Below are 9,932 nucleotides of genomic sequence, written 5' to 3'. Positions count from 1 at the left end.
GTTACGAAGACACTCGGCTAAGAGCTTGTACCCATAGATATGCTCTTCACCTTCCACAAGCTCCAACAGCCATTCTTTTATCTGCTCGTCGCTTATTTGCGTCCCTGCAGCCGCCGATATGCGCTGGGAGCTGAAGCAAATCTTGAAGCCGTGGCTGGAAAAGCTGCAGCCTTACGGGGACAGGGGCTACAGCAAGCCGTTAAGGCCATAACCCGCACTTTCGGAAGCCGCCTGATTGCGGCCTGTTTTCTATTCGGCCTCCCGGCGGTTCGCAACGTTTATTCGGTTTTATTCGGCTATGCAATAACGTGCAAAGGTTCTTGTCGTGGGCCGATGACAAGAACCTTTTCCCTTTACGTCGAATGCGTTACTTTGCTTTGAAATGGACGATCGCGCTGTACCGGATTTTTCCGGCGTTCGGGTCGAAGACCGCCTGATAGGACAGATTCGCCACCTCCAGCAACAGCGCTTTGTTATTCTCGATTTGCTCCTCGATTTTGCGTTCCAGCGTCTTCAGATCGGTCGCCTCGAAACATTCGATTTTGTCCTGGATGCGTTCCAGCGAAAATCCCTCTAGCATGCGAAATCCCCCCTTCCTTGCCTTCCTTGCGAAACAAAGTGTGTTCTTTACGATCGATGTCAATCCTTGCGAAACAAACTGCGTCCTCTACGATCATGTCAATTGCGGTCCGCTTTTGTCAAGTAACATAGCCGGGAATGGCCGCCGGGCGGGACGCGGGAGTTGACAGACCTTCTTGCTGTTCGCTATCATTTTGATGAATACCAGATAAGAACCAACGGCCGGCGCAGCCGGCGCGTACAGTGAAGGGGTTTGCAAATGAGCGACAAACCGAGTCGAACGACATTCCGCAAGCGGCTGGATGAAATGGTCTCCCAGCTCAGGGAGGAGATTGTGGCGGGCAAGCGGGCGATCGGCGAATTTTTGCCTTCCGAGCAGGCGCTGGGCGAGCAGTTCCAGCTCAGCAAAATTCCGTCCGCAAAGGACTGGACATGCTCGTCGCGGAGGGGCTGATCGAGAAGGTGCCGAGAGTCGGCAACCGCGTGGCCAGTCCCGATGAAGAAGGCGTCCAGACCGTCAAATTCGGCTATTACCCTTCGGTGCTGCAGGAAGGGCTGCTCAACCGGGTGCTGGCGGATTTTCATGGCGCGTTTCCGCATATCCGGGTGCGTTCGATTCCGCTGCCTTACGACCAGTTCGCCGGTACCGTCGCGGAATACATGAGAAGCGACCTGCTGGACGTCATCACGATCAACTATACGGATTACAGGCATATGGCGGAGAACGGGTGGACCGATCTGCTGGAGGAGCTGGAGCCGAATCCCGAACTTTACCCCTTCCTTTCCGGCGTATTCGCGGACGGCTGTGCCAATCGCGCGCTTCCTTTCATTTTCTCGCCGATCGTGCTTTGCTACAACCGGGATCACTTCGCGGAAAAGCAGCTGCCCGAGCCCGACAGCGGATGGTCGTGGGACGAATTGCTGACGTCGGCGAAGAAGCTTAGCGAAAATCAAGGCCGATACGGCTTTTATTTTCATCTGTTGTCCGATAACCGGTGGCCGGTTTTTCTGCTCCAGTCGGGCGTCCGGTTCGTACCCGGCAGCGAGGAATACGATGAGGGGCTCCGGCGCAGCCTGACGCTGTTTCGCCACATTCAGCGCGACCGCAGCCTGTTTCCGAATTATATGTCGGAAAGCGACGCGGACGCGGAGGATCTGTTCTTGCAAGGCAAGCTGTCCATGATCATGTCGACCTATTTCAGCTTGAACCGCTTTATCGGCGCTCCGTTTGCGTTCGACGTGGCCCCGCTTCCGTATATGGGAGAAGCGAAGACGCTGCTGTTGACGATCGGGGCGGCGCTGAGCAGGCACTCGAAAGTGAAGGAGGCGGCCCGGACGTTCCTGGATTACATGCTGTCCTATCCGGTCCAGCTGAATATCCGGCAGCGCACGCTGAGCATACCCGCGAACAAGAAGGCGGCCGAATGGCAAGGCAAAGAGGTGATGGCGCGTCCCACCCGCTTCCATATGTACCGGGAAATCATCCCGACCTTCCGCAAGTTTACGGAGCTGAACCTGGCGGCATCCCAGCTCCAGACGGTCCGTAAAGAGCTGAAGCTGTTCTGGTCCGGGATGGAGGACGAGGAAACCGTGATCCGCCGGTTGAAATCGCAGCTCTTTCCGGTCGGCGCCGGTACGTAACCCTACTAAAAAACAGCGCACGTAAAATAGAGCGAATGCAAATAGAGCGCAGGCCAAAGAGAGCGAACGCAAAAGAGAGCGCGCAAAAGAGAGTGCGTGTAAAACAGAGCGCACGCAAAACAGAGTACGCAAAAGAGAGTGCGCGCCAAACATAGCGAACGCATAAACGGCTTCGGCCGTTTTTTCTGTATTTGCGTGCCCAGCTAAGCATGCATCTTCTGGACGGTTAAAGTCCGGTCGAGGGAGGGCCAAGCCTCCGCATAGCTAACGGAATGGTATGCCAAGAAGCGCCAGCGAAGATACTGGCGCGGCTCCGGATACGAAGTAAAGACACTATGTCAGTTGCATGGACTTAAAACACTGTTGTAAGCCGCATGCGCATGAAGGACGAACATCGGAAAAAGCCGTATGAGGGAAAACCTCACGTTCGTCGCGCCCCGCCTTCCGTCCAATCGACTCCGGTCCATCGAAGCGCCTCGTCTTTCGTCTAACTGTCTCCGGTCCGTCGAAGCGCCTCGTCTTCCGTCTAACCGTCTCCGGTCTGTCGATGCGCCCCTCCTTCAGCACCCCGTCTCCCGACAGATGGCGAAAACTGCAAAAGTACAGGAATTTGGGCTCGAACAGACGACTGTGGCACACATTGCTGCGAAAATACAGGAATTTTTGCGATTTTCGTTTTGTTTGGCTTCAACCGATCAAAAAACTGTACTATCGCAGGAATTCCCGCATTTTGGCTATTTTCCGTCCGAAAAAGTTGCACTTTTGCAGCATTGTTCCGGACGAAAGCTATTAATGTAATGTTAACTAACACAATAAACCAACAAATAAGCATCCGCGACCTTATTTCGTCTTTTAATGTAACTTTAATTGACATTCACTCCAGCTTTATTTTATGATCCATATATACTAGATATGAACAACAACAGACGGCATACCGGCCGACAGAAGAAAAGGAGGGATTGATGCGCATCTAAGTCTATATTCCGGGGTTATTTTCAACGTTTTTCCGTTTGTCTTTAAATGGTCCATATATGGGAAGGGCATTGACGGCGCTTACACGGATCATTACAATTCAGATATGAACCAGATAAGAACTATATGTGGTCATCAAAATTTCTGAACGAAGGGACGGTCTGCATGTTCAAAAAGAGCAAGGTTTGGTTTGTGCTTCTCGTCTTGCCGCTGGTCCTGGCCGCTTGCGGTTCCGACGGCAACGATCCCGCGCCGGGTTCGTCGAACGGCTCGTCGGGAGAAGCCGCGTCGCCATCCGGCGAAATTACCGTTTGGGCCCATCCGTACGTGAGCGAAGAGAAAGCAGGGGAGATGAAAGCCTTCTGGGATTCGGTCATCCAGGCTTATAATGCCAAATTCCCCGACGTAAAGGTGAAATTCGAAGAGATTCCGTGGAAGGACCGGGAGCAGAAAATTTTGACCGCGCTCTCATCCGGCACGGGTCCGGACGTCTTCTACCAAATTCCCGACCAGGTTCCGCAATTCGCCAATCAAGGCGTGCTCGCGCCGCTTGACGACTACTTGACGGATGACGATCTGGCGGACTTCAACGAAGGGGCGCTTAAGGCCGGCAACGTGGATGGCAAGCAGTACGCGCTGCCGATCTTGCAGGAGACGCAGACGCTGATTTACAACGCCGATATCGTCAAGGACATCGGGGAAGATCCGGCCAATCTCCCGACCACATGGGACGAATTCAACGCCTGGGCGGAGAAAGCCGCCGCCAAAGGGTATTACGCCCGCGATTTCGCCGGAGCGGAAGCGTGCTGCAACGCCACCCTGTACCCGCTGCTTTGGCAGAAAGGGGGAGACGTGTTGGCGGAAGACGGCAGCGTCATTCTCGACAACGAAGCCGGCGTGGCCACGTTCCAGTACATTAAAGATATGTATGACAAAAAATGGATTCCCGCCGACTCCGTATCCAACAAAGATCAATTCCCCGAATTTCTGTCCGGCAAAATGATGGCGATATGGGGAAGCGGATATACGTTGACCGTGCTCAATGAAGAGAAAATCAACTACGTCATCGGCGAGCCGTTGACGGACCGGACGAAAGCGACGTTCGGAACGGTCGGCATGTTCGTCGTATCGGATAAAAGCAAGAACAAAGAGGCGGCCGCCGAGTTCGTCAAGCTGCTTACCGATACGGAAAACCAGAAAACCTTCAACAAGCTGACGAACTACATTCCGACCCGAAAATCGGCCGCCTCGATACACGACGGCGACGAAGCGATGAAGAAGATGACCGCCATCGCCTCCGTCTCCCGCGCCGGCATCGTCAGTCCTGTCGCGAGAACGATTATGCCGAAAATCCAGGCGGAAATCGCGGCGATGCTGGAAGGCGGCAAAACGCCGCAGGAAGCCGCAAGCGCAGCCGCGGCAGCGGTCAGGGACGAATTGGCGAAAGTGAAATAAACCTTCGCGCGCCGCAGGTGCGCAGGTCGGCGGAGCTGTCTTGAGGGGCGGCTCCTGCCGTTCCAATCTGATCATTTGGAGGGACGCGGATTGAAATCGTACGCCACAACTGACCCCGATCCAAGCGTAACGAAGCCCGGACTGGGCGCCCGTCTAGCGAAGGAATGGCGAAAAAACGCGTTCGTCTACGTAATTCTGGCACCGGTTCTGCTACATTTTCTCGTGTTTCAGGCCTTTCCGCTCGGCTTCAGCTTCGTTCTTTCGTTCATGGACTGGCCGATCATCGGAAAAAGCGAGTTCGTCGGCTTGAAAAACTGGGAAACGTTTCTGAACGACAAGCTCGCCTGGAAATCGATCCGCAATACGCTTATGTTCTCGCTGTATTATATTTTGCCGACGATGGGGATCGGGCTGCTGCTCGCACTGCTTGTCAGCATCCGCTCGAAGTTGGCCGGCTTTTCAAAAGCATCTACTTCCTGCCGGTCGTCACGTCGTTTGTCGTCATCTCCGGCATTTGGGCCTGGCTGTTCAAGGGCAACGATACCGGCATTTTTAACTATGTTCTCAGCTGGTTCGGCATCGAACCGCAGCTGTTTTTCTCCGATTCCAAGCAGGCGTTGATCGTGCTGGCGGCGCTCAGCGTGTTCAAGGTGTGCGGAAGCACGATGGTGTACTACTATGCCGGCCTGAAATCGATTCCGACGCACTTGTACGAAGCCGCGAAGATGGACGGGGCCTCGGGGTGGACGATCTTTTGGCGGATCACGTTCGTGCTGCTGCTGCCGATCCACTTCTACGTCGCGATTTTCACGACGATCGGGTCGTTCCAGATTTTCGATTCGGCCTATCTGCTGACATCAGGCGGTCCCAATTACGCCACAATGACGATCGTCTACTACTTGTATCAGGAGGGCTTCGTCGGCCTTCGCATGGGTTATGCGAGCACGCTGGCCTACGTCCTGTTTTTCATCGTCCTCGCGCTTTCGCTCGTTCAGCGGAAGTTTATGGGCAAAGACCTTCAATACTAAATACTAAATCAAGAGGAACCGGAAGGGAGGCGCTGTTATGCCTGTCGCGATCAAAAGACTGCCTTTGTACGTGATCCTTGTACTGCTTGGCGTCAGCTTTCTGTTTCCGTTCGTTCTGATGGTGCTCGGCTCGTTCCAGAAGGTCGGGAGGGCGATCGCCGACCCGCTGTTCTGGATTCCGGACGAACCGACGCTGTACAATTTCCAATATATTTTCGAGGCGAGCAATTTTGCGAGATGGATCGGCAACTCTCTGTTCCTGACGCTGGTACCGGTGGTGACGCAAATGTTTCTGGCGGCGCTGCTCGGGTACATTTTCGCGAAAAACGGTTTTTCGGCCGGGAATTCATCTTCTGGACGCTGATGGCCGTCGTCATGGTGCCGAACCAGTTGCTCATCATTCCCAAATTCATCATGTTCAGCGAGTTCGGATGGGTGAATACGTACGCTTCCATCATCGTGCCCGAGCTATGGGCGATCATGGGCGTGTTTCTTGTTCGCCAGTTCATGCAGACGATTCCGAATGACATGGAAGAGGCCGCATATATCGACGGCGCCGGCGATTTCCGGGTGTTTTTTCAAATTATGCTGCCTTTGGCCAAACCGGCGCTGGCGACGGTCGGGACGTTCGCGTTCATCTCCTGCTGGAACGATCTGTTTACGCCGCTGATTTTTTGACGACCGAGAATATGTACCCGATCACCGTCGGTTTGTCCTCGCTGCTGACCAAGGAAGGCAATTTCGGCATCGAGATGGCGGGCGCGGTCATTTCGTTCATACCGACCTTTTTGATTTTCCTGTTTTTCCAGCGCTATTTCACCGAAGGGATCGCCATGTCCGGCATCAAATCGTGACGGCGGTGGCGCTTGCCCAGAGATTGGATATGAGACGGAGGGAGACGAGCTTTGAAATCTGTAATTGCCCAAACCGGCGTCGTGAAGACGGTGGAGCATCAAGAACCCCCCGGCCGCCGGTGGCACCGAACTTCGTGCTGATTCGGACCGCGTTCTCGGCCATCAGCCCGGGGACCGAACTGTCGATGGCGAAGCGGACCGGCGAGCAGCCCGTAGAGCTTGGCTACAGCGCGTCCGGCATCGTGCTCGAAACGGGAGAGGGGGTCACCCACGTCCGTCCCGGACAGCAGGTTGCCTGCTACGGCGCGCCGTTCGTGCATCATGCCGAAACGCTGGCCGTACCCAAACATCTGGTTTCCCCGGTGCCGGACGGCGTGACGCTTGAGGAAGCGTCGTTCGCCGGCCTGGGGGCCATCGCCATCCATGCGCTCCGGCAATCGGACCTCCGTTTCGGGGAAAGCGTCGTGATCGTCGGCTTAGGCATACTGGGGCAGATTATGGCTCAAATCGCCAATGCCGCGTCGTTTCACGTCTTCGGTCACGACTTGCTGCGGTCCCGCTGCGATCTTCTGCGGCGGTCCGGCGTCGCTCATGCGTTCGATTCGGATGCCGACATGGAGCGCCGGTTATTCGAATTGACAAAAGGCGAGGGAGCGGACGCGGTCATCCTTTGCGCGGGCGGCCATGCGCCGGAGCTGATCAACGCATCGCTCAGACGGCTCCGCGATCGGGGGAAAATCGTCATCGTCGGCGATTTGAAGATGGAATTCGAGCGGGAGTTCATGTTTTCGAAGGAAGCCCAGGTGCTCATATCCCGCGCCGGCGGTCCCGGCCGCTACGACCGCAATTACGAGGTGCGCGGCTTCGATTATCCGGTAGGATACGTTCGGTGGACGGAAGGGCGCAACGTGGAAGAATACCTCCGGCTGCTGGCGGAGAAGAAGCTGCAAGTCCGAGAACTAATATCGGAGGTGGTGCCCATAGACCGGGCGGCGGATGCGTATCGTCTTTTTGCGACCGCTCCGGAGCGAACGATTGGCGTACTGTTGAAGTATTAAGCTGTTCGAATATTCATACGGAAAGGGGTTTTGTGTAATGATTCGATTTTTCGGCAAAATGGCGGCCGTAGCGCTGGCGTCATCCCTCGTGCTGTCGGCGGGTACGGCTCAGGCCGATGCCGCATCGCCCCGTCCCTCCTCGAAGCTGGAGCGGAAAGTTTACGGCGAACCGGAGAAGCTGCTGGCCCCGATGAATTCGGCCATCAGTATTTTCGACGGCGCGGTAGGCCGGGAAGACGGCCACGACGTCATGTACACGACGACGAAAGGCACGACGGCCGTATTCAGCGTCGTCGATCTCGACGACTACAAGCTGTTGCGCAGCATGCCGATTCCGGGCGTGACCGACTCGTGGCAGCACGAGGTGGCGCCGGACGGCACCGTCTACATAGCGGCCGGCGGGGGAAGTCAGCCGAAGCTGTGGAGCTATTCGCCCGAGACGAAGGAGCTCAAGGGCGTCGCCGACATTCCCGACGCTTCGTCCACCTGGGCGCTCGTTACGGACGAAGCGGGCAACGCCTACGTGGGCACGTACCCGAGCGGGAAAGTATACCGGTACGATCCCGTCACGAAGCAGGTACGCGACTACGGACGGCTTATCGGCGAGACGTCGCAGGAATACGTCCGGTCGATGGCTTACTACAAGGGCCATATTTATGCGGGAACGCATGACAAAAAGATATTCAAGCTGAATGTCGAGACCGGCGCCAAGGAAGACATCGCGGACGATCCGATTCTCGACGGCGAGGAGTCGTTCGTTTACGATCTCGACGAGGCGGGAGGTTATCTGTTCGCCCGTTTCAGCAAATCGAGCAATATGTACGTGTACGATCTTGAAGGGGAGCGGTGGCTGGATACCGTCATTCCGAACGTAACCGGACTGCACGTGCCGAAGGCGCTCGAAGGGAAGACGTACTTTATCTCCGGCGGCAAGCTGAAATCGTTCGATTTGGCCGCACACGTCGTGGAAGATACCGGGATGGCGTACGCAAGCGGCCTCCGGGGCGCAGACTGGGTCTATGTGGACGATCCGAAGCTGCCGGGTCCGAATCTGGTGACGATTCAGTTCGGCGGGTCCGTCACGTTTTTCAATCTGGAGACGAAAACGGTCCGTGTGTTTCCGCCGGTTGTCGCCCCGTCGGCATCGATCGTGCAGGCGGTGGAAACGGGACCGGAAGGAAATCTCTACGTCAGCGGCTACACGAGCGCAATCGGCGCGATTTATAACCCGGCAACGGGACAAAATACGACGATTACACTCGGGCAGGCGGACACGATGACGCCGTTCGAGGGCGATATGTGGATGGGGGTTTATCCGAACGGCTATATGTACCGCTACGACCCCGACAAGGCGCCGGGCGCGCAAAATCCCGAGCAAATGTTCCAGATCGGCAGCGATCAGGATCGGATCAACGCCTTGACGGCGGCGGAAGGCAAGCTGTACATCGGCACTATCCCGTACTACGGCAAGCTTGGCGGCGCGATAACCGTATACGATCCCCACGCATCCGGCGGGCCGTCTGTGGAGGTGTACCGCAATGTCGTCGAGAACCAGAGCATTACGGGGCTTGCGTACCGCGATGGCAAGATTTACGGCACGACGACAATCTTCGGGGGGCTCGGAAGCGATCCCGCGGCGTCGGAAGCGAAGATGTTCGTGTGGGACACGGAGAGCCGCACGACCGTCGCTGAGTTTACGCCTCGGGCGGAAGGCATCGAACGCCCGCGTTTGATCGGGGGCATTTCGCTCGGGCCGGACGGCCTGCTGTGGTCTACGGCGAACGGCGTCATTTTTGCGGTAAATCCGCAGACGCTTGAAGTGGTGAAGAGCCGCAATCTGTACCCAGAAGTGACCGATTACGGCATGTGGCGGCCGGCGAAGCTGTACTGGTCTCAGGACGGCCTGCTGTATGCGAACGTCGCCTCCAAGCTGACGGCGATCGACCCGGAAACGCTGGACTTCCGCTATCTCGGCGAGAGCGAGTCGTTCGCCCTCGGCGCCGACGGCAACCTGTACTTTACGCCGACGAACGAGAAAACGATGCTGTACAAAATCGCGGTATCGGACCGAAATATACCGGGAGACGTGGATGGAGACGGCATCGTCACGGGCAAGGACGTGTCGCTCGTCGCGTGTCACCAGCATGAGACGGTGACCGAAGAGAACCGGATTTACGATGTCAACCAGGACGGGAAGATCGACAGCGCCGATGTGAGACTGACCGTACAATTGATGCGGGAATCCCGCAATGAAGCGAAGCCGTGATCTGAGGGATTTCATGCAACGTACAATAACGCGTCAAAAAAGGGGGGGGCTGTCCCAAATGGTCTTGAATGACCTGGGG

At 56.3% G+C, this 9,932-nt stretch carries 8 protein-coding genes and 1 pseudogene; 8 read left to right on the top strand and 1 reads right to left on the bottom strand.

Annotated features, from left to right (window positions below; all coding sequences use genetic code 11):
• Positions 1–367: 367 nt before the first annotated feature.
• Positions 368–580, bottom strand: a complete 213-nt coding sequence (locus PACILC2_RS24860; protein WP_062495542.1) for a YrzA family protein — start codon at positions 578–580, stop codon at positions 368–370.
• A 258-nt stretch (positions 581–838) separates the two neighbouring features.
• On the opposite strand from PACILC2_RS24860, the gene PACILC2_RS27680 reads away from it, so the two are divergent.
• From PACILC2_RS27680 to PACILC2_RS24830, 8 genes and pseudogenes are all read left to right on the top strand, one after another.
• Positions 839–1,033 (top strand): GntR family transcriptional regulator, encoded by a 195-nt coding sequence (locus PACILC2_RS27680; RefSeq protein ID WP_244863835.1) that lies wholly within the window; start codon positions 839–841, stop codon positions 1,031–1,033.
• Complete coding sequence (locus PACILC2_RS24855; RefSeq protein WP_244863834.1) at positions 1,012–2,220, top strand: ABC transporter substrate-binding protein; 1,209 nt, start codon at positions 1,012–1,014, stop codon at positions 2,218–2,220. The genes PACILC2_RS27680 and PACILC2_RS24855 overlap by 22 nt, the downstream gene beginning before the upstream one ends.
• 1,098 nt (positions 2,221–3,318) lie before the next feature.
• Positions 3,319–4,647, top strand: a complete 1,329-nt coding sequence (locus PACILC2_RS24850) for a sugar ABC transporter substrate-binding protein (RefSeq protein WP_244863833.1) — start codon at positions 3,319–3,321, stop codon at positions 4,645–4,647.
• A 90-nt stretch (positions 4,648–4,737) separates the two neighbouring features.
• A complete protein-coding gene (locus tag PACILC2_RS29665; protein ID WP_372447237.1) occupies positions 4,738–5,268 on the top strand; it encodes a carbohydrate ABC transporter permease in 531 nt (176 codons plus the stop codon).
• On the top strand, positions 5,151–5,675 hold the full coding sequence (locus tag PACILC2_RS29660) for a carbohydrate ABC transporter permease (protein ID WP_372447236.1): 525 nt from the start codon (positions 5,151–5,153) through the stop codon (positions 5,673–5,675). The genes PACILC2_RS29665 and PACILC2_RS29660 overlap by 118 nt, the downstream gene beginning before the upstream one ends.
• Positions 5,676–5,712: 37 nt before the next feature.
• Positions 5,713–6,529, top strand: a pseudogene (locus tag PACILC2_RS24840) (carbohydrate ABC transporter permease).
• Positions 6,530–6,663: 134 nt separating this feature from the next.
• On the top strand, positions 6,664–7,587 hold the full coding sequence (locus PACILC2_RS24835) for a zinc-dependent alcohol dehydrogenase (protein WP_244863832.1): 924 nt from the start codon (positions 6,664–6,666) through the stop codon (positions 7,585–7,587).
• A gap of 37 nt (positions 7,588–7,624) precedes the next feature.
• The gene (locus PACILC2_RS24830) at positions 7,625–9,853 is read left to right on the top strand and encodes a dockerin type I domain-containing protein (RefSeq protein ID WP_213531597.1); all 2,229 of its coding nucleotides are present in this window, start codon (positions 7,625–7,627) and stop codon (positions 9,851–9,853) included.
• The last annotated feature ends 79 nt before the right edge of the window (positions 9,854–9,932 follow it).

It is taken from the genome of Paenibacillus cisolokensis, from assembly GCF_018403665.1.
Taxonomy (GTDB): Bacteria; Bacillota; Bacilli; order Paenibacillales; family Paenibacillaceae; genus Paenibacillus_AH; species Paenibacillus_AH cisolokensis.
The sequence above is the reverse complement of the archived record's forward strand: the minus strand, read 5'-3'. Positions and strand labels throughout refer to the sequence as shown.